This is a genomic window from Enterococcus hulanensis, assembly GCF_005405485.1.
GTDB classification, from domain to species: domain Bacteria; phylum Bacillota; class Bacilli; order Lactobacillales; family Enterococcaceae; genus Enterococcus_A; species Enterococcus_A hulanensis.
The window spans coordinates 128,524-151,071 of the sequence record NZ_BJED01000008.1 but is presented as its reverse complement, the minus strand read 5'-3'; the positions used below and the strand labels follow the sequence as shown (position 1 = coordinate 151,071).

General features: G+C 42.1%; 23 protein-coding genes and 2 riboswitches. Of the genes, 16 read left to right on the top strand and 7 right to left on the bottom strand.

All coding sequences use genetic code 11. From position 1 onward, the window contains the following. The first annotated feature begins 11 nt into the window (after positions 1-11). A complete protein-coding gene (gene grdC, locus FFR60_RS10710; protein WP_137664152.1) occupies positions 12-1,547 on the top strand; it encodes a glycine/sarcosine/betaine reductase complex component C subunit beta in 1,536 nt (511 codons plus the stop codon). An 11-nt stretch (positions 1,548-1,558) separates the two neighbouring features. After that, positions 1,559-2,716, top strand: coding sequence for a glycine/sarcosine/betaine reductase complex component C subunit alpha (gene grdD / locus FFR60_RS10705; protein ID WP_137664151.1), 1,158 nt, complete (start codon positions 1,559-1,561; stop codon positions 2,714-2,716). Between the two features lie 45 nt (positions 2,717-2,761). Here the strand turns inward: grdD and FFR60_RS10700 are convergent, their stop codons facing one another. The 3 genes from FFR60_RS10700 to FFR60_RS10690 all read right to left on the bottom strand — a co-directional run bounded on the left by FFR60_RS10700 (position 2,762) and on the right by FFR60_RS10690 (position 4,726). After that, a complete protein-coding gene (locus FFR60_RS10700) occupies positions 2,762-3,208 on the bottom strand; it encodes a hypothetical protein (protein ID WP_137664150.1) in 447 nt (148 codons plus the stop codon). A 116-nt stretch (positions 3,209-3,324) separates the two neighbouring features. Then, positions 3,325-3,957 carry an HAD family hydrolase gene (locus tag FFR60_RS10695; RefSeq protein WP_137664149.1) on the bottom strand — a complete coding sequence of 211 codons (633 nt, stop codon included), beginning with the start codon at positions 3,955-3,957 and terminating at the stop codon, positions 3,325-3,327. Between the two features lies 1 nt (position 3,958). Next, complete coding sequence (locus FFR60_RS10690; RefSeq protein WP_137664148.1) at positions 3,959-4,726, bottom strand: DeoR/GlpR family DNA-binding transcription regulator; 768 nt, start codon at positions 4,724-4,726, stop codon at positions 3,959-3,961. A 161-nt stretch (positions 4,727-4,887) separates the two neighbouring features. Between FFR60_RS10690 and FFR60_RS10685 the strand changes: the two genes are divergently transcribed. From FFR60_RS10685 to FFR60_RS10670, 4 genes are all read left to right on the top strand, one after another. Further along, entirely contained in the window at positions 4,888-7,158 is a 2,271-nt protein-coding gene (locus tag FFR60_RS10685; protein WP_137664147.1) for an ATP-binding cassette domain-containing protein, read from the top strand. Positions 7,159-7,381: 223 nt separating this feature from the next. Beyond that, positions 7,382-7,657, top strand: a complete 276-nt coding sequence (locus FFR60_RS10680; RefSeq protein WP_171004912.1) for a hypothetical protein — start codon at positions 7,382-7,384, stop codon at positions 7,655-7,657. Continuing rightward, positions 7,638-7,856, top strand: a complete 219-nt coding sequence (locus tag FFR60_RS10675; protein WP_137664146.1) for a hypothetical protein — start codon at positions 7,638-7,640, stop codon at positions 7,854-7,856. Before FFR60_RS10680 ends, FFR60_RS10675 begins: the two co-directional genes overlap by 20 nt. A 101-nt stretch (positions 7,857-7,957) precedes the next feature. Further along, positions 7,958-8,824, top strand: coding sequence for an arginase family protein (locus tag FFR60_RS10670; RefSeq protein ID WP_137664145.1), 867 nt, complete (start codon positions 7,958-7,960; stop codon positions 8,822-8,824). 30 nt (positions 8,825-8,854) lie between these two features. Here the strand turns inward: FFR60_RS10670 and FFR60_RS10665 are convergent, their stop codons facing one another. Both FFR60_RS10665 and FFR60_RS10660 read right to left on the bottom strand, forming a co-directional pair. Further along, positions 8,855-9,313, bottom strand: coding sequence for a VOC family protein (locus FFR60_RS10665; protein WP_249354985.1), 459 nt, complete (start codon positions 9,311-9,313; stop codon positions 8,855-8,857). Between the two features lie 4 nt (positions 9,314-9,317). Next, positions 9,318-10,046: a DUF2087 domain-containing protein gene (locus tag FFR60_RS10660; RefSeq protein ID WP_137664144.1), complete on the bottom strand. Its 729-nt coding sequence runs from the start codon at positions 10,044-10,046 to the stop codon at positions 9,318-9,320. A gap of 144 nt (positions 10,047-10,190) precedes the next feature. Here FFR60_RS10660 and FFR60_RS10655 point away from each other — a divergent pair, with 144 nt between their 5' ends. The 5 genes from FFR60_RS10655 (at position 10,191) to FFR60_RS10635 (ending at position 14,955) form a co-directional block, all read left to right on the top strand. After that, positions 10,191-11,099 carry a DUF2268 domain-containing putative Zn-dependent protease gene (locus FFR60_RS10655; RefSeq protein ID WP_137664143.1) on the top strand — a complete coding sequence of 303 codons (909 nt, stop codon included), beginning with the start codon at positions 10,191-10,193 and terminating at the stop codon, positions 11,097-11,099. Between the two features lie 62 nt (positions 11,100-11,161). Next, positions 11,162-11,253, top strand: a riboswitch (TPP riboswitch). A gap of 176 nt (positions 11,254-11,429) precedes the next feature. Further along, positions 11,430-12,086 (top strand): thiaminase II, encoded by a 657-nt coding sequence (gene tenA / locus FFR60_RS10650; protein ID WP_137664142.1) that lies wholly within the window; start codon positions 11,430-11,432, stop codon positions 12,084-12,086. Between the two features lie 115 nt (positions 12,087-12,201). Continuing rightward, complete coding sequence (gene ilvB, locus FFR60_RS10645) at positions 12,202-13,881, top strand: biosynthetic-type acetolactate synthase large subunit (protein WP_137664141.1); 1,680 nt, start codon at positions 12,202-12,204, stop codon at positions 13,879-13,881. Beyond that, positions 13,874-14,371 carry an acetolactate synthase small subunit gene (gene ilvN / locus FFR60_RS10640; protein WP_137664140.1) on the top strand — a complete coding sequence of 166 codons (498 nt, stop codon included), beginning with the start codon at positions 13,874-13,876 and terminating at the stop codon, positions 14,369-14,371. The genes ilvB and ilvN overlap by 8 nt, the downstream gene beginning before the upstream one ends. An 11-nt stretch (positions 14,372-14,382) precedes the next feature. Further along, on the top strand, positions 14,383-14,955 hold the full coding sequence (locus FFR60_RS10635; protein WP_137664139.1) for a TetR/AcrR family transcriptional regulator: 573 nt from the start codon (positions 14,383-14,385) through the stop codon (positions 14,953-14,955). A 54-nt stretch (positions 14,956-15,009) separates the two neighbouring features. Here FFR60_RS10635 and FFR60_RS10630 read toward each other — a convergent pair whose 3' ends face one another. Together FFR60_RS10630 and FFR60_RS10625 are read right to left on the bottom strand one after the other, a co-directional pair. Further along, positions 15,010-15,462 carry a precorrin-2 dehydrogenase/sirohydrochlorin ferrochelatase family protein gene (locus FFR60_RS10630; protein ID WP_137664138.1) on the bottom strand — a complete coding sequence of 151 codons (453 nt, stop codon included), beginning with the start codon at positions 15,460-15,462 and terminating at the stop codon, positions 15,010-15,012. Between the two features lie 30 nt (positions 15,463-15,492). After that, complete coding sequence (locus tag FFR60_RS10625) at positions 15,493-17,004, bottom strand: amino acid permease (RefSeq protein WP_137664137.1); 1,512 nt, start codon at positions 17,002-17,004, stop codon at positions 15,493-15,495. A 481-nt stretch (positions 17,005-17,485) separates the two neighbouring features. Beyond that, positions 17,486-17,655: riboswitch (cobalamin riboswitch) on the top strand. Positions 17,656-17,769: 114 nt separating this feature from the next. On the opposite strand from FFR60_RS10625, the gene FFR60_RS10620 reads away from it, so the two are divergent. Genes FFR60_RS10620 through cbiB form a run of 5 tightly spaced genes read left to right on the top strand, consistent with a single transcriptional unit; the run spans position 17,770 to position 22,541 of the window. Beyond that, complete coding sequence (locus tag FFR60_RS10620; RefSeq protein WP_088932315.1) at positions 17,770-18,270, top strand: ECF transporter S component; 501 nt, start codon at positions 17,770-17,772, stop codon at positions 18,268-18,270. A 21-nt stretch (positions 18,271-18,291) separates the two neighbouring features. Continuing rightward, entirely contained in the window at positions 18,292-19,362 is a 1,071-nt protein-coding gene (gene cobD, locus FFR60_RS10615) for a threonine-phosphate decarboxylase CobD (protein WP_137664136.1), read from the top strand. Beyond that, positions 19,353-20,342: a GHMP family kinase ATP-binding protein gene (locus tag FFR60_RS10610; RefSeq protein WP_137664135.1), complete on the top strand. Its 990-nt coding sequence runs from the start codon at positions 19,353-19,355 to the stop codon at positions 20,340-20,342. The genes cobD and FFR60_RS10610 overlap by 10 nt, the downstream gene beginning before the upstream one ends. Next, a complete protein-coding gene (locus FFR60_RS10605) occupies positions 20,233-21,588 on the top strand; it encodes a cobyrinic acid a,c-diamide synthase CobB (RefSeq protein ID WP_137664134.1) in 1,356 nt (451 codons plus the stop codon). The genes FFR60_RS10610 and FFR60_RS10605 overlap by 110 nt, the downstream gene beginning before the upstream one ends. Continuing rightward, complete coding sequence (gene cbiB, locus FFR60_RS10600) at positions 21,585-22,541, top strand: adenosylcobinamide-phosphate synthase CbiB (protein ID WP_137664133.1); 957 nt, start codon at positions 21,585-21,587, stop codon at positions 22,539-22,541. Before FFR60_RS10605 ends, cbiB begins: the two co-directional genes overlap by 4 nt. Positions 22,542-22,548 lie beyond the last annotated feature (7 nt).

The following is a 22,548-nucleotide window of genomic DNA, read 5'->3' as shown; positions in this document are numbered from 1 at the left end:
GCGGGATGTTTATGAAATATTCAACTTTACGAGGGGCAAGTTATGTCTTGGTCCATACGCCTGATATGATCGAACATAATGGAACAACTCAAACTATGGAAAAGATTACGACACCAGACAGTCCTTACTTAGCGAATCTTTATGACAATATTCGCAGTTACGATGAAGTGGTTAACTATGCACCGAATCAAACGTTTATCGGGAACTTAAGTTATCAAGAGCTGAAGGAAATTCCTCAACCATGGGTCAATCAAACATTTGAGGGCAAACGTGAAGGCAAGTTCGGCGAAATTATGCCGGAGCTAGAGTTTTATGGTTTGCTGCAGATCGCTGACGTGTTCGAATTGGTTCACTTGGAAGAAGGCTTTGCAGCAACTGTGCGTGAAGCATTAAGCAATCATCCTTTGTTTAAAGACGACGTGGAGAAAATCAAAGAGGGCAAACCGCTTGATTGGATCGAAAAGGATATTGCGGAAAATCATGCAGAGGCTTTGTATTATGAGCACCAATTGGTTGGTTGTGTAAGTCCTGCTCATCAAATTGATGTGAATTTGAATGCTCATGTGATGCTGGAAAATTTGGTGGTGAAAGCTAGCGGTGTATTGGCTCTGCGCCAATTGATCGACAAGCATCAGCTTGATCCCAAAGAAATTGACTATGTAATCGAATGCAGTGAAGAAGCCTGCGGCGACATGAATCAGCGCGGTGGCGGGAACTTCGCCAAATCAATCGCTGAATTATGCGGATGTGAGCATGCGACAGGGTCGGATATTCGGAGTTTTTGTGCTGGGCCGACACATGCCTTGATCACAGCAGCTTCTTTAGTAGCAGCAGGGACCCATAAAAATGTCGTCCTTGTGGCTGGCGGTGCAACGGCTAAATTAGGAATGAACGGCAAGTCACACGTAGGCAAGGGCTTCCCGATTTTAGAAGATGTTTTAGGTGGTTTTGCGGCCTTAATCAGTGAAAATGACGGGGTTCATCCAGTTTTACGTCATGATCTTACTGGTAAACATGAGGTTGGCAGCGGTTCAAGTCCTCAGGCGGTTACTTCCGCTTTGATTGCTAGTATTTTAGAAAAAGCTCAATTAACGATTAAGGATATCGACGTGTATTCGGTTGAAATGCAAAATCCGGATATTACGAAGCCGGCAGGAGCGGGTGACGTGCCATTGGCTAATCTGAAAATGATTGGAGCTATTGGCGTGCTGCGTAAAGATATTGAAAAGAAAGATATGAAATCCTTTGTCGATGAGAAGGCTCTAGTAGGCTGGGCACCAACACAGGGCCACATTCCAAGCGGAATTCCTTATTTAGGTTTCGCGGCAGAAGATTTAGTTACAGGTGATAAAAAACGTGCCATGATCGTTGGGAAAGGTTCCTTATTCTTGGGACGGATGACCAATTTGTTTGATGGTGTGTCAATTTTGATTGAGCGAAACAGTGGAAAAGTGTCTGAAGAAAATCAGCAAGATCTAGAAGAAATGGTGAAACGTGAAGTTGCGCAAGCCTTGAGAAGCTTTGCTGCCAATCTTTCAGCGGAATAGAGGTGAGTGCAATGTCTGATCAAGTGAAACAAACAGTCAAAAAAGTTTTCGAGGATTTAGCAACTAGTTTGGAAACTGGACGAATGGAAGCGAAAATCAAGATCGGGTTGACCATTGATGGCAGCGAGTTAGGTCTTGATGTAATGAAACAGGCGGCGTTTGCTATTAAGCAAAAGAATCTTTTTGATTTGGTTTTGATCGGCAGCGACGTTGAGTGGGCAGCAGAATTTGAACATTATTCGACCACTGATTGTCAAAAAGAAGCGGCTGAATTAATGGAAGAGCTGTTGGACAGCGGCGAAATCCAAGGCTGTGTGACGCTACATTATAATTTTCCAATCGGCGTTTCTACTGTCGGTAAGGTCATCACTCCCGCATTGGGACGTGAGCTGTATATCGCGACCACGACTGGGACGACCAGCGGAGCTCGCAATGAAGCGATGGTATTGAATGCAATCAATGGACTCGTGGCAGCGAAAGCTTGCGGAATCAAACAGCCGACAATCGGTATTCTAAATGTCGAGGGTGCCAAAACAGTCGAGCGTTCATTAATTGCGCTGCAAGAAAATGGCTATGAGCTTGCTTTTGGCGAAAGTCAACGCGAAGATGGCGGGAAAGTTCTGCGCGGCAATGATTTATTGCTAGGCAGTGTTGACGTCGTAGTCTGTGATAGTCTGACCGGCAACATTTTAATGAAGTTATTTTCTGCTTATTCAAGCGGCGGAAATTACGAGACCTTGGGTGCAGGCTATGGTCCGGGGATCGGTCGTCATTATGATCGCAATATCTGTATCATTTCGCGGGCCAGCGGTGCACCGGTAATCGCGAATGCTCTGGAATACGCGTATGAATTAGCAAAAGGTAAGCTGGGAAAAGTCAGTCAGACCGAATACCAAAAAGCCGATCAAGCAGGTTTGAAACAAATTTGCAGTGAGCTGACAGCGGCACCCGCAGCACAAACGAAGGAAATCGAACCGCCAGCCAAGGAGATCGTGACCAGTGAGATTGCTGGGATCGAGATCATGGAATTAGAAGATGCGGTGAAGGTTTTATGGGAAGCCGATATTTACGCGGAAAGCGGAATGGGCTGTACTGGACCGATCGTTCTCGTCAATGAGAAGAATTTGCCAGCGGCTCAGGATGAATTAAAAAAAGCGAATTATTTATAAAAGCAAAACCAGCTCACTTATTAAAAGGGCTGGTTTTTTTGTGCATTAAAATAGAAAATTACTGGCTGTAATCAAAATATGCGTGAGGGCAAACAGCAAGGTGAATGAGCAAGCCAATGTATTTCGTAATTTCCAAGCAATTAGCAGAAAAAAGAGCGATGGAAAGACGGCCATGCCGGTCAGCATTACTCCATTAGCAATGCCATTAAAATAAAATCCCCAGAGAACAAAATAACTAAGCAGTGAAATCACAGCACTGATCTTCAACATTTGATTTTTACGCATAGGTATCTTCTTTACAATGATGCAAAGCGAAGCCATCATGCCGAAACGGCCAATGTTTTCAAACAGGTTCCAGAGCCAGAAGGACGCTTCGTTGTGGTTCAGTGCATCAATCGGCGGTGTAACAAATAGAAATAATAGATTTGGAACCATCACTAGACAAACGGCTAATAATCCAAGGGGCGAAAAACCAATTCGATAATTCTTCATAGCTTACCTTTCAATCGAAATATGACGTACTTTTAGTATAAAAGTAAGCGACAAAAAGGTCATCCAGCTTAAGTACTAGTTTTTGTTGAAAATTTCGTGCGTTACGATGCGCTGGATCAACGCTCGATATATTTCAAGAGGTCGTTTGGTTCAGCCAAAATAATATCGGCTTGGGCAAACTCGGTATTTTCCTTCGCCCCCCATTTAGCTAAGGCGAAGTCGATCCCTGCTGCATGAGCGCTCTGCATGTCGTAGATCGAGTCGCCGATGTAAATAGCTTGAGCCTTTTTCGCGCCGGATAGTTCTAAAGCCAAATTGATAGGATCAGGATTGGGTTTGTGTTTTTCGGTATGCGATGCAGTTACGACGGTCGCAAAATAATCACTTAACCCATATGGCTCAAACTCTGTTTTCATTGATTGATTTGTTTTGGAGGTGACCACACCTAAGGGAATAGCCATTTTCTTGAGCTCCGAAAGTAGTTCGCGAATGCCGGGAAATATTTCTGCGTAATCTAAAAAGCGCTCGACGTTTTTTACCCAGCATTCATGAAGAAAAGCAATCTCAGATTCAGAGGAACTAAATTTTTCAAGCGCCTTTTTACCAGGAATACCGAGAATAAAATCCAGATCATGGGTGGGTACCGTCAGATTTTTTTGTTCCTTCAAGGTTGCCTGTAGGGATTTCACCATGACCTCTTCGGTGTCCATCAAGGTACCATCGATATCAAATAAGAGTGTAGTAGTCATTTTATTTCTCCTTCGTATTTATAATCGTCACACTTGCTTCTTTTAATATTTCTTCCAACTGTGCAGGGAGCTTCTGGTTGCAAATCAATGTGTCGATTTCCTCAAAAGGAAGCACCCGATAATTGTGGGGTAAATTGATTTTTGTTTCATCAACCAACAGGATCAACTGTTTTGTTTGTCCGCGCAGTTTCTTCTTAAATTCGATCTCCTCTTCAAAGGCGTAATAAACCCCCGCGGAATCGATTCCCGCCGCACTGATAAAGGCCAGATCAAAAAGGTAATGATCCAATTCAGCTAGCGGCTTTGTTCCAGTCACATTGCGACTTTCTCGATCAATATTTCCGCCTAATATTCGTACTTTGCTGCGGGAGTTTCTCAAGAGCTGATCGGCGATGTCCAATGAATTAGTTATTGCAAGCAGGTGATCATTAGGATCAAGATGTCTTGGGATAAAACTCACTGTTGTCGAAACATCCAGATAGATTAACTGAGCGTTTTTGAGTAAATGACTGGCCGCTTTCGCAAGCCGATTTTTTTCGTCGTTTAAATCCGCTGCACGATCTAAGTAATCGTCTAAACGATTAAACGAATGGGGCAGACTAATCCCGCCATACGTACGATCAACTGCATTTTTCTCAGTCAGCTTTACAATATCTCTTCGGGCGGTATCTCGTGATGCATCAGTAATCGTCATAATATCCTTCAAACTCAAAGATTGCCTTGTTTCCAGCTCAGCTAAAATACGGTTCATTCGTTCCTGCTGATTCACCTGATCACTCCTAACTGAATAAGTATTTATAAGCTGTTTATAATTATAGCTTAATTATGCTTAATAGACGAGCCGAGGTTCAAAAGACTGGGAATTTTTAAAACCTGCTTGACTCTCCAGTTGCGGCAGACTTTAGACTGGATGGGTAAGGGGGGAATCAGATGAAACCATTAAGATTAATCGGTCTCACACAAAACAATTTGCAGGATCTTTCATTGGAGATTCAAAAGAACCAGCTGATTGTATTTACAGGCGTGTCAGGTTCAGGAAAGTCCAGTTTGGTCTTTGACACGATCGCTGCAGAAGCGCAGCGGCAAATGAATGCGAATTATTCCGCATTCGTACGGAATCGGATGCCCAAGTTCCTCAAACCGAAAGCGGAGCGGATCGAAAATTTGAATCCATCGATCGTGATTGACCAAACTCCGCTAGGCGGAAATCAACGCTCCACTGTCGGAACGATCACCGAAACCTATTCATTATTGCGATTATTGTATTCGCGAGTGGGGCGGCCGCAAATTGGCTCGGCCAGTCAATTCTCATTCAATCACCCGCAAGGAATGTGTCAGACGTGTTCTGGCTTGGGGCGGGTCAATCAAATCAATCTGGCTAAATTGATCGATCGGGAAAAATCTTGGAATCAAGGAGCGGTCATGGACACCAGATATGCAGTCGGAAATTGGTATTGGAAACAGTATGCAGCCGCTGATTTTTTTGACAACGATCAACCATTAAAGGAGCTTACGACTGCTCAATGGAATCAATTGATTTATGGCCATCCTGAAAAAGAGCCGAAGCCGCTCAATCCAAAGCTGGAAGGAATCTGTCGAAATTATGAACGGATCATTTTGAAGCGGGACCTATCGGAACGCAGCAAAATGTATGAGGAAAAGTTAAAGGAATTATTAGTTGAAGCCCCTTGTCCTGATTGTGAAGGACGCCGCCTAAATAAGGAAACCTTGTCAGTGAAAATTAACGGATGCTCGATCGCGGATTGCGTAGCGATGGATATGCACGAACTTCTCACCTTCTTAAAGGAGCTGCATTACCCAGAAGTGAACGAGGTGATCGCTGAAATCATGCGCCAAGTCCAACGGCTGATCGATATCGGGTTGGACTATTTACAATTGGATCGGAAGACGCCGACCTTATCGGGAGGAGAAGCGCAGCGAGTAAAACTGGTGAAACATATGGGGAGTGCCTTGAACGGAATGTTTTATATTTTTGATGAGCCGAGTACCGGTATGCACGCCAGGGATGTTTCGCGGATCAATCGATTGTTGCAGGACCTTCGGGACAAAGAAAATACCGTTTTTGTTGTGGAGCATGATCCTGATGTGATTGCGATCGCTGATGAAGTGATCGATATTGGACCATCAGCCGGTAAAAAGGGCGGCGAGATCATTTTCCGCGGAGATTATCCCGCACTGCTTCGGTCAGATAGTCTGACAGGAAAAGAAATTTGCCAGACGCTGCCGATCAATACAGCTCCTCGCAGCTGGCATGAAAAAATGACGGTCAAAGATGCCACGCTGCATAATCTAAAAAATGTGACAGTGGATATACCTAAACATGTTTTAACGGTAGTCACTGGTGTAGCCGGTTCAGGAAAATCGACATTGATCACTAAAGTTCTGCCGGAACAGTTCCCTAACGAAATCTCGATCATCAATCAGGCACCGATCAAGGCAACAAACCGCGCAACGCCAGCGACTTATCTAGGGATCTATGATGAAATTCGGCGCAGCTTTGCCAAAGCAAATAAAGTCCCCGTCGGTATGTTCAGCTTCAATTCAACAGGTGCGTGTCCGATCTGCAATGGTAAAGGGGAAACAACGGTCGAACTTGTCTTTATGGACCCAGTCGTCAATGAGTGCGAAGCATGCGGAGGGCAGCGCTTTTCAGATGAAGCTTTGAGTTATCGTTTGATGGGCTGTACGATTTTAGATGTTCTAGCCATGACACCAAAAGAGCTGCTGGACTTCTATCAAGAGATCAGCAGTAAGAAAATGAACGAGAAGCTGCAGGCGATGATTGATACCGGCTTGACCTATTTACCCCTTGGTCGAAATCTGACGACACTTTCGGGCGGTGAACGTCAGCGCCTGAAGTTGACCAAAGCGATCACGCAAAAGGAATCTGTTTTTGTACTCGATGAACCGACCACCGGACTGCATCTCTCAGATATCAAGAAGCTGAATGGATTGTTCCAACGGATGGTGGATAAGGGAAATACTTTGATCATCATCGAGCACCACAGCGAGATCATCAAGCAGGCCGATTGGGTCATTGATATTGGACCGGACGGCGGCGTGAAGGGCGGCAATGTCGTTTTCACCGGTGTGCCGGAAGATTTATTAGTAAGCGGCACGATCACTGGAGAGTATCTAAAGAAAAGTAGTCAACTGATCGAAAACACAATCTCCTGCTGATTCAGCAGGAGATTTTTCGGTTGCTCCGCTAGCACAGAAGCTTGATTTGAATGCAGCAAAAAATATAAATAAAAAGAATCGTTTAGAGGGATTATTATTTAAAAGCCAAAAGCTCAACGGAGAGTAAGCCCGCTGAATTTTCTTTTATTTTTTAAAAGTAGTTGGAGCGAATCTTCCAATTTAAGTCAACTAATTTTGTTATACTTAAAGGGGGATGATCGTGATGGATCGATTGAGAAATATCTGTTGCTATGCACCCATGATGGTGTATGCAACACCAGAAGCAGAGGCAAAAGTAGATAAATTATGTTTGGCAATGGTTACACTGGCTGCGCAGGGCTGGAGTGTGGACCAGTTATATTATTATGCGCTGAAACACGGTAGTGAGATCAAGGACATCAATATGGTATTGACGGCAGATTCTAAAGGGTTAGTCATCATCTTTCGGTCAGAGCAGGAAAGACAGGAGGTGGAGGAATATGTCAGTGAATACTTTTAATTTAAGCATCATCCATCAAAAGATGTGTGATGAATTTATCGCCGATATTTGGATTTACGCGATTCAAAAATGTATGGACCTGCAAGAAGCCTTCGTTGCAGCCAGAAAAGATGAACAGCTTAACTATTTTTATAAGCTGATCGATGAAAATGACGAAATGTTTTTATATGTACACGAAGAATTGGGACTAGATTGCTAGTCTCTTTTTTTATGCCGCGATTGCTTCTGAGGGTTAGAGGCTAGTATACTGAGGATAAGAAGTACTGGAAAAAGAAATCAGCAATGAAGGAGGAAGTTTCGATGAGCAAAACCCTCAGATTGGTCTTTCCTCAATGGCAAGGGGGAAATGATCCAAATTATGTTTTCGGTTCTGAATTACTGAGTCACATCGTACCGCCAAGTGCCAAGGCTGAAACGGTCCGCGTTACAGTGGATGAGACTCTTTCCCAAGAACTGCCACTTGAAAATGGCGTCCTAGGTGAAAGCGGCCTGTTAAAGCAATTAGCAGAAGCTGCGAAGGTTTTAGAAGAAAAGCGGCCAGATAAGGTCATTACTTTGGGTGGAGATTGTTCGATATCCCAAGCGCCTTTTGACTATTTGCATGGACGGTATCCGGATTCGCTGGGGATACTTTGGCTGGATGCGCACTCCGATATGTCGACGATCAATGATAGTACGCGGGGACATATGATGGTGCTGGGTAATCTTTTGGGGCAGGGCGCGCCGAGCTTCGCAGAAAAAGTTCAGCATCCTTTCAAAGTAGAACAAGTGCTGCTGGCTGGATTAAAGTATCAAGAGCTGCGGCCGTGCGATCATCAAGTCGATGAGTTGAACATGAATTACCTGACGCCTGAAGAATTGGCCAATGATAGCCAGCCGCTGATCGACTGGATTTGTCAAAATCAGTTCAAACAGCTGGCCATCCATTTTGATTTAGATGTATTGTCGCCGCAGGATTTTCGCTCGACGAAACCGGCGAAGCCTTACTTAGCGGTCGAGCAGTTTCCCGCTCCTGTTGGAACCATGACCTTGGAGCAAATTGCTCGAATAATCGGCGACGTTGCCAAGAAAACGGAGATCGTCGGCTTTAGTATCGGTGAACATATTCCGTGGGATGCGATCAATTTGCGAAAGGCGTTGGAAGGTGTCGAGATATTTAGAGAATAAAAAGCCAGCCGGTGCTATCCGGCTGGCTTTTTACGAACAGTGATCGTCATTATTCACGATCTCATACTTGATTCCGTCCGGATCGTTAAAGAAAAGGGCATAGTAATTAGGGCCATGCTGGGGAAAAATTTGCGGCGCATCCAAAATTTCAGCGCCCAGTGACAAGACCTTTTGATAAATTCGATCGACTTCATCTCTGGATGCGGCTCTAAAGGCAATGTGGTGGATCGCACCGGGTTTTCTTCTATGAATCGTTTCGTCTTCGTATTGTTGTAACGCAGAACAGATTCCAAAATCATAAGTGCGGTCGAGATATTCGATGACATGCATATCCAATTCTTCCAAGTAAACCTTGATTTTCTTGCTTAAATCAAACCCTAAAGCATCCATTAAGCCATCATAAAAAGCTTCCACTTCATTGACGTCTTTCACCGTAACCTGCAGGTGATCGACTTTCATCGGTAGTACCATTTCACTTGCTACTTTCAACGCGCTAGATCTTCCAATAAGTCGTCCCATCCACCGTTCGACCCAATATCCCATACTCAATGAGATAGCGTCTGATCGTCACGAAATCATCAAACATTTCTGAGATAATCTCATTCACTTGTTTTTCGGTATATTGCTTCTCAGGAGCAAAGTTTTCAGCCAGCCTTTGCAGCAAAATGATCCGCTTTTTTTCCTTTTTGGGAATCTGAACGGCTTTTCCATTTTCATCAAGAAAAGTATCAAAGACTTTTTCTCTTTCTTTCTTGCTTGAAATGAATCGTTCGTCTGAATCAATCAATGAGTTTGCAGTAAATTCATCCTGTTCTTTTTCCTCGATCGACTCTAACAATGCCAAGAGGATTTTGGCTTGGCGTTTCTTTTCCCTAAATTTGAAGCGGTGATTTCTCACAGCAGAAGTCGTGATATTTAGCTGATCCGCTATTTCCTGATCGTCGATTCCTTTGGAAAACAACGCTAAAAACTTTTTCTGGGTATCGCTTAAGCCGCTTTGATTTTTATCTAAATTCAATAAAGCATCAAACGGTCCGTCATGCTGGTGTTTTAGATGATAGATCATCGCGCCTTCAGCTCGGGCTAACTGGCTGTTTGAGCCGCTGATGGGATAGACGAAACGATCATCAAACGTTTGATCACAATACAGACATTGAAAAAGAAATTCGCCCTTTTTTGAATAGCCCTTTTTTATTTCCTCAATCGTCAATTCGGTTTCCATTAGATCACCTCTTTATATAAATGCTAACATAATTATAAAACGTTTGCAAATATAGTTGCGAAACCCGATTTAGATAATTGCTATCTTTTTCTTGACCTTCACGCAACGTCAACCATTATGATAAAAAGCAAGGAGGGGTTCAAAATGAATGAGTTGAAAGTTACGATCGTGGATTCACTGTCTTTTTACAGAAAGTGTCTGCAGGAAACAGTGGATGAGCAGGCTTTTCGTTATGAGCTGATGCGGCCGCTTGAAGGGATGTGGCGTTATTTGAATGCGCCGCTCACGCCTAAAACACCTGGAGGCTATGACGTGGTGATGGCTTCGGAAATGCTGGGCATCTGGACACCGCGAAAAAGCATCGAGTTAATTGAGTCCAAAGTAGAAACGTTAAGCAAAACCAATATTTTCAATGAGTGCAGTGAAGTTATTGTCGAAAGCGCGCAGCTCTTCAGTGAAATCGGCTATCAAATTCCAGTAAATGAATTCATTGTAGATATTTTATTGGGCGATCCGGAAAATAAGGTATTGATGGCGAGTGAAGGGTATAGCGGATTTGGCGGGATACCCGGATACATGCTATTGATTGTTGTGCCGAACGATTTTAATCGTACGTGCTTGAAGTCCGCCTTAGCACACGAATTCAATCATAATGTTCGCTTTACTTATGAACCATTTAATCATGGAGATGTGAGTGTCGAGGATTATTTAGTGATCGAAGGCTTGGCAGAAGTTTTCGCTGAGGAGCTTTATGGTATCGAGCATCGCGGTCCGTGGGTGCAGGAGTACGATGAGGAGGAGCTGGAATATACGATCGAAGTAATGAAGGATGGGCGTGAAGCGCGCGGGTTTGATCAAGTTTCAGCTTATATGTATGGTGATGAAGTAGCAAGAGAGCAGGGATATCAGCCAGTCGGACTTTCGAGAAATGCCGGCTATACTATCGGCTATCAGCTAGTGAAGGCGTACTTAAAAAATACCGGAAAGTCAATCGCGGAAGCAACGTTAACTCCCAGTGCAGTGCTTGTAAAAGAATCAAAAATCTTCGACTAGTTGTTGAAATACCTTAAATGGAATCGTTTTTTCTAAAAAGGTATGCTATACTTTTAGTAATTGAATGACACTAGGGGTGCTTTTAGAGCTGAGATTATACCCATTGAACCTGAAACAGTTAGAACTGACGCAGGGAATGTGTGATGTTTTAGAAATTTGCACCCGATCGCTTATTTGCGGTCGGGTTTTCTTATGTATGCTTTTTCCAACATAGGAGCCTCCTTTTCATTCGTAAAAGAGGGGGTTTTTTATGTTGCGTTAGGGAAGGTTGTTGGCCGCAGTTGTTTTTATGGAAGGAACTCAAATTTTTAACAGAGAAGGAGAACATGCATGACATTTACAGACTTGGCACGAAAAGAAGCAGCGGTATTTTGGGAAGGCAGCTTTGAACATCCCTTTGTCCAATCGTTGGCCGCCGGAGATTTGGCACCAGAGATATTTCGTTATTACTTGCTGCAAGACCGCTATTACCTTGAGCATTTCAGCAAGCTTTACAGCTATATTGCCGAACAAACGGATGACAAAGAAGTACAAGCACAGCTACAGGAAAATGCGGAAAACCTTAAGCTGGGTGAATTGGCGATTCGCGAGGAATTCTTTACTGAACTAAACATCACGGAAGAAGAAATCCTAGCAACTCCAGTCGCACCAACCGCCTATAATTATGTCTCTCATATGTATCGTCAGCTGATCGACGGCACATTCAAGACGGCTTATGCCGGAATGCTCCCTTGCGCTTGGCTTTATCAAGAAATAGGAGTTCGTTTGATCGAGACAGGCTCACCTCATCCGTTATACCAGCGATGGATCGAGACTTATGCAGGGGAAGCCGCAGCTGAAGGAATCAAAAAAGAGCGCGCGCTGTTAGATCGACTCTACCAAGAAGCGTCAGCAAAAGAACAGCAGCAAATGATTGAAGCTTTTGTAATCAGCAGTAAAATGGAATACGCATTTTGGGAAATGGCGACGAATTTAGAAAAATGGTAATCCGAAAGAAGATCGTTTCGAGTGAACGGTCTTTTTCTTTTGAAAACGCTTGACAATCCATCTGGCCTTTCTGTAAAACGCAAGTCAATACTTGCATAATTAGGAGGCGGAAAAAATGATTTCGGGAGCTGAATTGGTTGTTAAGTCACTTGTAAAAGAGCAGGTTGAAGTCTGTTTTGCTTATCCAGGAGGACAGGCGATTGATTTGTTTGATGCACTTTATCAAAGAGAGGAGTTTCGAGTAGTATTGCCGCGACACGAGCAGGGACTGATCCACGCGGCGGACGGTTATGCTCGTTCTACAGGAAAAGTTGGCGTCTGTATGGTGACAAGCGGACCGGGAGCCACCAACTTGATCACGGGAATTGCTACGGCAGGATATGATTCTTCTCCATTAGTTTGCATTACAGGACAGGTGTCGACCCATTTGATTGGAAAGGACGCTTTTCAAGAGGTCGATATGGTAGGAATTAGTCGTTCGATTGCCAAATATGCGGTGACTGTTAAGAAGAGAGCAGATTTAGGAATGATTTTAAAAAAGGCTTTTGTGATTGCGCAGTCAGGAAAGCCTGGTGTCGTAGTGGTGGACATCCCTAAAAATATTCAGCAAGAACTTGGTTCAGAAAGCTATCCAGAAACAGTTGAAATTCGCGGCGGACAAAAAAAGCAACACATTCCAACTGAAAAAATAAAAGAAGCGGCCGATATTTTGAATCATGCTGAAAAACCAATTGTATTGATTGGCGGCGGAGTTCATCGTGGAAAGGCTTACGAAGAGTTACTGGCGTTTGTTGAAAAGACGAAAATTATGGTTGTGTCTACGATTATGGGAAAAGGTGCCTTGCCCAGCGACCACGCTAATTATGTGGGCAATGTCGGGATTCACGGCAGCTATGCGGCAAATCAAGCACTTACCAAAAGTGATGCGATCTTGGCATTGGGAACTCGTTTAAATGATCGAGTGACGGGAAATGCGGCAACCTTCTGTCCTTCTGCCAAAATAATTCATCTAGATATTGATCCTGCTACAATCAACAAAAATATCGATGCCTGTGTGGAGCTTGTTGGCGATATTAAAGAGGTGCTGCCTAGGATTACGACTCTATCAATTACGAAGTGTCAAAACAACTGGCTGCAGGAGATTAAAAAACTGGCTACAGCTTTTCCGCTTCATATGGAAGAGGCTGGCTTGACCCCAGAGAAAATCATAAAGAAAATCAATGAACATTTTTCTGATGCGATCGTAGTCACTGACGTAGGACAAAATCAGCTTTGGACCACGCAATTTTTAGAAGTGACGAAAGATAGACAACTGCTGACTTCAGGAGGCTTAGGGACAATGGGCTTCGGATTTCCCGCCGCGATCGGCGCAAAGCTGGGAAATCCCCAAAAAGCTGTCTTAACGATTACCGGAGATGGCGGCTTTCAAATGAATCTGCAGGAGCTTGCCACTGTAATGATAGAAAAAATCCCAATCATCATCTGTATTTTCAATAATAGCTGCTTAGGAAATGTCCGGCAGTGGCAGGAGATGTTTTATGAAAAGTGTTATTCCTACACCATGCTAAAGGAAGATGATAAACAATATATTCCTGACTTCTTAGCGTTGGCTCACAGTTACGGTGCGGATGGGCTGAGAATCACGAGTGAAGAACAAATCGATGAGGCCTTTCTTCGAGCCAAGCAAATGAAGGATAGAACCTTTGTATTGGAATTTATGTTAGCAACTGAACAAAAAGTCATGCCGATCGTTGCCCCAGGTCATAGCTTAAAGGAAATGATTGTTTATGAATAAAATCGAACAGAAATGGTTGAGTGTCTATGTCGAAAATGAAATAGGAGTTTTGGCAAGAGTCGCTGGTTTATTCTCGGGAAAATTGTATAATTTAAATAGTTTGACAGTTGGTGAAACGGAATCTGCGGATACCTCTCGCATGACAATTAGTCTTTACAGCGATAATCGAACGTTTGAACAAGTCAAACATCAATTGAGCAACATGATTGAAGTGATTCAAGTGATCGATTACAGCAACATTCCGATTCATGCAAAAGAAGTGATGTATGTAAAACTCAAGTACTATGAAGCGCTCGATTCTAAACTAATAAATCTGCAAAAGCGTGTATCCTTTGAGATTACTGATCGCACGGCAAATGAACTGCTGATCGAAAGCAGCAACACTGAAGGGCTGAATAATAAATTGCTCGACGAACTTCAGTCCATTTCAAAGGAATTTGAGGTGATTCGCGGAGGAAGCGTGGCGATTGCCAGCCTTACAAAGGAGTAAAGAAAAGTAAAATGAAAAACACCCGAACCAATATCATGGCAGCGACCAAAAGCTTGATCGTAGAAAAAGGTTACAGAGACATGACCACGAAGGATATAGCAAGAAAAGCGCAGGTGAATGAGGCGACAGTGTTCCGCCAATTTGGCACCAAAAAGGAATTATTACTGACGACTTTAAAAGAAGCTGATTGGACTCCCACTGTAAGCAAGGATATTTTTGATCGATTTCAATGGGAACTTGCAAAAGATCTGTCCATGATCATGGAAGAATATTTTGAACAGGTGACACCAGAAATCGTTCGTTTTTCCATTGGACTGCGGGCACAAGAAATTTATCAAGAAACACTGCCGTATATCCAAAAAATCCCTACCTCCTTTATACAGGTAATCCAAGACTACTTAATTAAGATGGAGGAAAAGAAGATCATTGAGATCAGCGATCCGAAAGAAACCGCGGAATTGATCTTTTCAAGTATGATCGGCTTTGCGTTCTTAAATGCTTATGCCAGCCATGAGCAGTACCAAAAAGATAAAGAAGTTTTTGTTACTCATGCAGTTGCCCGCTTTGTTAATGGGCTGAACTAAAAAACGCTTGGATGCGACTTTTCCTAAATCGGAATCTTGCATCCAAGCGTTTTTTTAATCTAAAGAAATACCTTTTAACAAGCTGCGAAGTTTCTGCTTTAGAAGTTTGGTTTTCGCAGGATTTTTCCCCTTAGTCGTTAAAGCAATGCCAAAGTCCTTTTCTTTGATCAAGGCCATGTTGAAGAAGTTGCTGTTGTACTGATTTGTCGTATCGTTTACGAGTTGACGAGGAGTAGTCTCATTTAAGATCGCCTGATTAACCGCTTTGTTATTCGTGCAGATAAAAATGATTTGAAAGCTCTTGGTATCTCCATATTGAAAGGAGCGCTCACGTAATACGACAGACCCACTTTTTTTGGCATTCAGTAAGGTATCGGAAAAATTTGGCGAAATAACAGTAGGCTTTGCACCTGCTTCAATTAATCCGCAGACCTTTCTAGTGGCGATCTTTCCACCACCGACTACTAGAATCGAAAACTGCTTGATATCAATTAGAATTGGATACATCGGCTTAACTCCTTTGTTTCCTAATTTACCCTAACGCTGTTCATTATTTTGTTCAGAAAGACTTAGCACTGCCTTCTTTTGTTCCAAATGAAAATAGATGAAGTGTGAAAGGACACCAAAGAATACCGGCCCTAAAAGCAATGTAGAAAAGTTCAAGTAATTGCCCAATTTCAACGGCTCGTAAATTTGAAAAGCGATCGCCACAAAAATACACAGGCACACACTAATAGAGAATAGATAATTCAGAGAGTTATTCTTAATAATCAACGATTCCTTTTGAATAACCTTCTTCCTCAAAGAGAATGGAAAGCTCGCCGCAACGATAAAGTAAGGAATCGCCCGCGAAACATTTGTCATATAAGTCAGTTGATTGAACAATTCCGCTAAGAAGGTGTTGCTAAAAGAGAGCAAACCAATAAATAACGAGATAAGGATCGCTTGAATCCAGAGTGCATTCTCTGGCATCTGGTTTTTATTAAGCGCTGAAAACTTTGGCCAAAAGATTTTAGGCGTACTTTTGAGCAAACTTTTCAAAGGACCATAACTGATCGAACTTAGCAGACTTAAGTATGCCAGTCCCATCGTCAAGGCCGTATAGCGAATAAAAAGCTGCGTTAATAAATAACTATGACTGGCGGAAAGCTGGAAGCTCGCCGCTAAAGTTTTAGCCAGCTGTTCCATTACCCCATACATGAGATTACCTAGATGAAGGGAAGTCGTATTTCGCAAACCTTCGATATTGTTCGCACAGCTCCAAAGAATAATTCCGCTGACATACAGCAGCAAGACAACAAAAGAGCTGATAATCACCGCGCGGGGAAATCTCGTGCGGCTTTTTTTGGTCTTATCGGCCAGACTGGCTATAGTATCTAAACCACCAAATGCCGTGATTGAGAAAATGAAGAATGGCAGCTGCGACAGCAGACGGCTCGATGATTCTTGGAAAAAACTGGATACTGAAATACTGTGACTGATATTTTCTGCCACTTGTTCAGGATTTCTAATGATCAGCAGCAGGTTGCCGATGATCGAAAGGATCAATAACCCCACCATAGCATAACCGCTGATATGCAAAAATCTAAAAATAACTTGAAAACCGCGCTTATTCATCCAGGTGATAAACAATACCGCCAAAATTGATAAAAGAGCCAACCAAATTTGCGGAGAGATTCCCAGCCAATTAATCGAGGCGGTAATGTCTTTTCCGAAAAGAAGAATCGATATCGGAATCAAGAGTTTCATAAATAGACTGATCATCCAAATAAAATAACTGCTATACCAAAGGAAAACCGTCGTGAAAGCCGCTTTAGGCGACAGCGATTCTTTTAACCAATCATAGATTGCTCCAGAGCGATGGGCATATTTTTTAGTATATTGCGCGACGATCAACGCATAGGGAATAAAGTAGAAAAAAGCACTAATGAAAAACCAGATAAGCGATTGACTTCCCAGCATAAAGAAAGCGGAAATCATACTGGAAAATGAATACACCGTGGTAGTGATGATCAAGATCAAATTTTGAGAAGATTTCTTTTTATCCATCGTCTGCTCCTAATGGTCTTTTCTTCTATCTTATTTTCTTTCAAAAAAAAAGACAAGATGGCTGGTGATGGAAAAAGAACGATTGTGAATGAAATATTTTGCTGTAAGCGAATCAGATGGTTGATAAATCAACACTTCTAAGCACACCAGCAGATACAATAACAATATCTTGCTTTGTTTTTGCAAGAAATAACAAATTTTGGCTGAGCTGATTGGATTGAATAGTTTTTTAGCGATCGGTCACTTAGTATTTAAGAAAACGCATTCAATGAATGGGAATGAGGTGAGAATCCTCAACAGCCCCTTTCTACTGTATAAGCAGACGAAATCTAGATTGCCACTTAACAAGAAGGCAGGAGAGTAGGATGAAGGCAACTAAAACTGAAGCGTCATCATAGTAATATTTTGTCCTCTCGCAATAAAAGATAACACAATGTGGCTGTGTTGCTTGTAAAGGCGAAGCCGCACTGTAAACGTTTGCTATAATAATAAAAACCGAATAATTAATAACTGGACAAGGGAATGAGGTGAGAATCCTCAGCAGCCCCTTTCTACTGTATAAGCAGACGAAATCTAGATTGCCACTTAACGGGAAGGCAGGAGAGTAGGATGAAGCGAAGTCAGGATACCTTGTTTAGGGATTAAAAAATAATTGGATCGGGAAGATTATTTTGCTGACGGTCTATTAAGAAATTTAGACAAATTAAAAACGCGGCGAGCCCATCTTTTTTGGACTCGTCGTGTTTATTTTTTAGGAGGGAATTTATGATGAAGTATTCAACAAAGAAGTTGGCAACACTGGCAATTCTACTGGCTCTCTGTGTAATTGGCGCAAATATCAAAATTTTAGGTTCGATCGCATTAGATTCATTTCCGGCATTTATCGGCGCGATTATTCTAGGACCAGCAGCAGGTGCTTTTTTAGGCTTTTTCGGTCACATGATCTCTGCTTTATTATCCGGCTTTCCTAATACCTTGCCGATCCACTTAATTATTGCGGTATTGATGGCAGCCTGTATGTTTTTTTACAGCTGGACACGCAGAAAACTCTCAAAGAATAAAGTTGTCGCTTCAGTCGTTTCAATGTTAGTTGGCTACACAATTAATGTACCGCTTGATTTATTGTTGCTGTATCCAATCATGGGACCGGTTGTCTTCATGTTGTTTGTTCCATTAACTTTGGCAACTGTCGTTAATTTATGTTTGTCTGAGGTCGTGATTCTCGGCATTCCCTCAAAATATAAAGAAGCAATTTTTTTAAAATAATTAAAAATCGGAGTCGTTGATATGGCAGCTAAGCATGGAGGCAATATTCAAGAAATTAGTGAAATTTATCAAAAGGACAAACAGCAGTTGATTGATTTTAGTGCAAACATCAATCCACTAGGCATTCCAGAGGAAATCAAGCAAGTTTTAACTAGCAGCATTGAGGATTTAATTCATTATCCAGATATTCGTTATCGCTCGTTGATTCAAACGATCGCAACGTTTCATGAAATTCCAGAGACGTATGTTTATCCAGCAAACGGGGCAGCTGAAGCGATTTTTATGCTGGGACGCACCTTGAGATTAGAGAAAATGCTGCTGCTTGCACCAACTTTCATGGAATATGAGGAGGCCTTTAGTCAACAAAATACAGAATTTTGCTACTTCAATTTGGAGCAGCGAAATTTTCAATGGTCGATTTCAGAATTCATTCAAACAGCGAGAAAGCAGAAAGTTACGGGAATTTGTCTTTGTAATCCCAATAATCCAACAGGACAATTATTAAAGCAATCCGAATTAGATGAGCTGTTAACCTTTTGCCGAGAAAACGAAATGAGTTTAATCGTTGACGAAGCGTTTGTAGATTTTACGAAAGAGGAACATTCACTTGTTTCAGCAATCAAAGAATATCAGAACTTATTCATTTTTCGCTCACTGACCAAAATGTTTGCGATTCCAGGATTACGATTAGGTTATTTGCTGACAAGCAACTCGACGGTTTTAGCAGAAATAAACAAAAAGACGATTCCGTGGCATATCAATACATTTGCTGATTTAGCCGGTCAGCAGGCATTGAAGGAAACACAATTTATAGAAGAGAGTCAACACTACATTGTAAAGGAACGTCTCTTTTTAGAAAAAGGTTTATCCACGTTTAAAGAGCTGGAACTATTTCCCAGCCAAACGAATTTTCTTTTCTTTCGTTATTTAGGTGAGGGGTGTCTGCAAGAAAAAATGATTCAGAAGAATATTTTGATTCGAAATTGCAGCAGCTTTAAGGGATTGACCCAAAAATATTATCGAATCGCGGTTAAATCTAGAGCGGAAAACCAATTATTACTAGAAGCATTGGGGGCGATTTTATGCGAGTGACAGCTTCTTGTCCCGGCTCATGCGGCGAACTAATTCAAGGATGGCTTGGTGATTCGCAAAAATTAGTCAGTTACGGCATTGATCGCTTTTCCAACGTGACTATTTCTCCAGGAAGTTCTTTTGAGCATAGTCACTCAAAAGCTAAAGAGGCTTTACAAAGAACCTTGGTTCACTTTGATCTTCCCGATACAGATAGTAAGAACATTTCACTATCGATTGATTCAGAATTGCCGGTAGCTAAAGGGATGGCGAGTAGTACAGCAGACATCGCAGCTACCTGTCAGGCTGTTGCAGCTTTTCATGGAAAAACGATATCAATGGAAGAGATCATAGAAATTTGTCTGGCAATCGAACGAACTGACAGCATACTTTTCCCGACTCTCACCCTATTTGAACAAAAGGATGGTCTGGTTAGAGAGGAAAGTGGTTGGGCACCGCATTTTTATGTAGTTGTTTTGGAACCGAAAAAAACCGTTACAACAGAAGCCTTTCATTCAAAAGAAACTGATCGTTTATTCTATCAGCAACGTACACAATTTGAAAAAGTTTATCTTCATTACGCGAAAGCTGTAAAGGAACGATCTGTAAAACTGCTTGGGGAAGCAGCGATTCAAAGTGCTATATTGAATCAAAAAATTTTACCTAAGCCTTATTTTTCAGAATTACTAAAGCTTCAACGTCAACATCAGTGGTTGGGTGTCAACGTTGCGCATAGCGGTTCTGTAATCGGGATAATGGTTGAAACTCAAGAAGAAATCGACACAGTTTTGACAGCTATTCAGCGATCCGAACTTAATCGCTGCTATTCAAAAGTGAGTGACCATCAAAGCTGTTATCAAGGCGTACAGCTGAAAGAAGTGAGGGGAAACGATGAAGAAGCTGATGGTCGCCGCAGTTTCCAGCGGCTCAGGAAAAACGACGATAACACTTGGTTTGATGAAGCTTTTACAGAATCAAGGGTATCAAATTCAGCCTTATAAAGTCGGACCAGATTATGTCGATACACAATACCATACTCGAATAACAGGAAAACCTTCGCGTAATCTAGATATGTTTTTAGTTCAGGATCAGACACGGCTGCGGGCCTTATTTGAAAAGGAAGCCCAACATGCAGATATTTGTGTGATTGAAGGAGTAATGGGGCTTTTTGATGGATTAGGTGTAGATAAAGATTTTTGTTCTAGCGCAGGAGTAGCAAAACAATTGAACTGTCCAGTGTTGTTAGTGGTCAATGGACAGTCGGCTTCAACCTCAGTCGCCGCTGTAGTAAAGGGATTTGCTGATTTTGATCCCGATCTCATGATTTGCGGAGTGATTATTAACAAAGTTGCCTCCGAAACCCATTATCAATTAATTAAAAAAGCAGTCGAGACGTATACGAATATTCCAGTTTTCGGCTATTTGAAGCGTGAAGCAGGAATAGAACTTCCTTCTAGACAGCTAGGATTAGTACCTGATAGAGAAATCGATGATGTCACTGAAAAAATCCAGCAAGTTGCAGAATCTTTGGAAAAGACATTTGATTCTCAGAGTTTAATAGAAAAATTACCAGAAGAAGAAGTGTCATATAAGCAGTCAAAATATCCGCAGTTTTCTGAACTCAAGGTGGCCTATGCACTAGATGAAGCATTTCACTTTTATTATCAAGATAATCTTGAGCTGTTGGCTGCGCACGGAGTGGAGCTCATTTCCTTTAGTCCAATGAGGGGTCATCAACTTCCCGATGCTGATTTATATTATTTTGGCGGTGGTAATCCTGAAGAATTTGCGCTGCAGCTTGCTGAAAATAATCTGATACGAAAAAGTATTAAAGAAAAGCATGAGCAGGGCGCATTCATATTAGCAGAGTGCGGAGGATTGATGTATCTAGGCTCCTCATTCAAAAAAGATGAGCAGCTTTATCCAATGGTAGGAATTTTTGATGGGATCAGTGAAATGACCGCGGGGTTGAGAAAATTTGGCTACTGTTATGGCGAGATTAAAGAAGATACGCTCATCGGTAAAAAAGGCACGACTGTGGTGGGTCATGAATTTCATCATTCGATCTTTAACACTAAAGAAGCAACAGTGTTAAAAATGACCAAAAAACGAGATGGAGAAGTGGTAAAAAACTGGACTGGCGGTTATCAAAAGAAAAATACATTTGGCAGTTATCTGCATCTTCATTTCTATCAAAGCGAATATTTTTTACAGAATCTATTGCAGCAAGTGAGGGAGGGCTCATGATTGGTTTGATTGTTATTGCATTTTTATTAGATCTGCTGATTGGTGATCCTTACAACTGGCCGCATCCGATCAAAGTCATTGGCAATTTTATTGCCTGGTTTCAGCAAAAATTCATTCAAACTAAAAATGAAAAAGAGAGATTTCGCTGGGGCATCCTTTTGTGGCTGGTCACTGTTTTAGGATCGGGACTCATTACTTACTCAATTTTACGGTTAGGCTACTTGGTCCATCCTTTCTTGGGGAGGTTCTGTTATGTCTATTTGGCTTACACAACGTTGGCAACTAAAAGCCTATCAATAGAAGGAAAAAAAGTTTATCAAAAATTGGTGCATGACAGTTTAGAAAATGCTCGTAAGCAGGTGGCGATGATTGTTGGCAGAGATACGAATGAGTTAACGAAAGAAGAAATTACTAAAGCAACGATTGAAACAGTTGCCGAAAACACTAGTGATGGGGTGATCGCCCCGTTGCTTTGCCTATTCATCGGAGGACCAACTTTGGCGATGATGTACAAAGCTGTGAATACACTTGATTCGATGGTGGGTTATGTAACTCCAAAGTATCGAGCAATCGGCTGGTTTTCAGCAAAAATGGATGATCTATGGAATTTTATTCCCGCTCGTTTGACTTGGTTGTATTTACTGGGCGCCGCCAAATTGTTGCAGCTCAATACTGCTAATGCGTGGACGGTCGGAAAAAAAGATTGTCGAAATCATAAAAGTCCCAACAGCGGTTATCCAGAAGCCGTCGTGGCAGGAGCCCTAGGGATTCAACTAGGAGGAACACACCTTTATCACGGCATAGAGATTTATAAACCGACTATCGGGATGCCGTTACGTTCAGCAGAACCCAAAGATATTTTAACCGCAAATGCTTTATTATATACGGCCGCTGTTTTGAGTCTTATTGCATTCAGTGTGATAGCATTTTTTATCAACTACTATTTTTTGTGAAAAGAGG

Bases quoted from the DNA above. Each gene is read 5' to 3' on its own strand.
- grdC (WP_137664152.1), top strand. From the start codon at position 12: ATGAAATATTCAACTTTACGAGGGGCAAGTTATGTCTTGGTCCATACG.
- grdD (WP_137664151.1), top strand. From the start codon at position 1,559: ATGTCTGATCAAGTGAAACAAACAGTCAAAAAAGTTTTCGAGGATTTA.
- FFR60_RS10700 (WP_137664150.1), bottom strand. From the start codon at position 3,208: ATGAAGAATTATCGAATTGGTTTTTCGCCCCTTGGATTATTAGCCGTT.
- FFR60_RS10695 (WP_137664149.1), bottom strand. From the start codon at position 3,957: ATGACTACTACACTCTTATTTGATATCGATGGTACCTTGATGGACACC.
- FFR60_RS10685 (WP_137664147.1), top strand. From the start codon at position 4,888: ATGAAACCATTAAGATTAATCGGTCTCACACAAAACAATTTGCAGGAT.
- FFR60_RS10680 (WP_171004912.1), top strand. From the start codon at position 7,382: ATGGATCGATTGAGAAATATCTGTTGCTATGCACCCATGATGGTGTAT.
- FFR60_RS10675 (WP_137664146.1), top strand. From the start codon at position 7,638: ATGTCAGTGAATACTTTTAATTTAAGCATCATCCATCAAAAGATGTGT.
- FFR60_RS10670 (WP_137664145.1), top strand. From the start codon at position 7,958: ATGAGCAAAACCCTCAGATTGGTCTTTCCTCAATGGCAAGGGGGAAAT.
- FFR60_RS10660 (WP_137664144.1), bottom strand. From the start codon at position 10,046: ATGGAAACCGAATTGACGATTGAGGAAATAAAAAAGGGCTATTCAAAA.
- FFR60_RS10655 (WP_137664143.1), top strand. From the start codon at position 10,191: ATGAATGAGTTGAAAGTTACGATCGTGGATTCACTGTCTTTTTACAGA.
- tenA (WP_137664142.1), top strand. From the start codon at position 11,430: ATGACATTTACAGACTTGGCACGAAAAGAAGCAGCGGTATTTTGGGAA.
- ilvB (WP_137664141.1), top strand. From the start codon at position 12,202: ATGATTTCGGGAGCTGAATTGGTTGTTAAGTCACTTGTAAAAGAGCAG.
- ilvN (WP_137664140.1), top strand. From the start codon at position 13,874: ATGAATAAAATCGAACAGAAATGGTTGAGTGTCTATGTCGAAAATGAA.
- FFR60_RS10635 (WP_137664139.1), top strand. From the start codon at position 14,383: ATGAAAAACACCCGAACCAATATCATGGCAGCGACCAAAAGCTTGATC.
- FFR60_RS10630 (WP_137664138.1), bottom strand. From the start codon at position 15,462: ATGTATCCAATTCTAATTGATATCAAGCAGTTTTCGATTCTAGTAGTC.
- FFR60_RS10625 (WP_137664137.1), bottom strand. From the start codon at position 17,004: ATGGATAAAAAGAAATCTTCTCAAAATTTGATCTTGATCATCACTACC.
- FFR60_RS10620 (WP_088932315.1), top strand. From the start codon at position 17,770: ATGATGAAGTATTCAACAAAGAAGTTGGCAACACTGGCAATTCTACTG.
- cobD (WP_137664136.1), top strand. From the start codon at position 18,292: ATGGCAGCTAAGCATGGAGGCAATATTCAAGAAATTAGTGAAATTTAT.
- FFR60_RS10610 (WP_137664135.1), top strand. From the start codon at position 19,353: ATGCGAGTGACAGCTTCTTGTCCCGGCTCATGCGGCGAACTAATTCAA.
- FFR60_RS10605 (WP_137664134.1), top strand. From the start codon at position 20,233: ATGAAGAAGCTGATGGTCGCCGCAGTTTCCAGCGGCTCAGGAAAAACG.
- cbiB (WP_137664133.1), top strand. From the start codon at position 21,585: ATGATTGGTTTGATTGTTATTGCATTTTTATTAGATCTGCTGATTGGT.